This window comes from Xenorhabdus sp. PR6a, assembly GCF_028599065.1.
GTDB classification, from domain to species: Bacteria; Pseudomonadota; Gammaproteobacteria; order Enterobacterales; family Enterobacteriaceae; genus Xenorhabdus; species Xenorhabdus doucetiae.
In genome coordinates this window covers 1-571 of the sequence record NZ_JAQRFJ010000210.1, presented here as the reverse complement: position 1 = coordinate 571, position 571 = coordinate 1, and the positions used below count along the sequence as shown (strand labels likewise).

Sequence of the window (571 nt, the reverse complement as noted above, 5' to 3'; positions counted from 1 at the left end):
CGTTATCAACCTGCCAGAAAGGACGAAATAAGAAAATAGCGAAAACCCGGGCACGAGTGGAACACATCTTTGGCTCATTCTCCCAGATGGGTGATAAACTCATCCGAACGGTAGGCCAGCTACGCGCCAATTTTGCGATGACCCTGAAGGCTACCTGCTATGATTTACAACGTTTGGTTTATTTTGGGAAATCGAGCATTCACGCCTTTTAATCTCGGTATGTGATGAAAAAGTCATGAATCTATTTTTTCTTTCTGAAAAAGCAAGAAGCAGTGACAAACAATAAGATTAATTTTATGACGAATGAGTGCAAAATTGGCCTTATTTTTTGTATAGGGAGTTTTTAGAGGTTCCCTATAGTATTACTGAAACTACAGTCCACGCCAGTTGGCATGTTATCAATGAAAATGATTTAGAACATTTTTAATCTACGATAGGACATTTATTATCTGGGTTCGATTATGTTATTCGTCCAATAAATGATGAAAGTGTAACTAATAAAATCGGTGAGCTTTTATTATCAGGTCCTCAAGTGACTAAAGGATATCTAAATGATGAGACTAAAAATAAA

1 pseudogene is annotated in these 571 nt (G+C 36.8%); it reads left to right on the top strand.

The annotated features are described in order from the left end of the window. Positions 1–212 (top strand): annotated as a pseudogene (locus PSI15_RS18390) (IS5/IS1182 family transposase); the annotation flags it as partial. Positions 213–571: the final 359 nt, after the last annotated feature.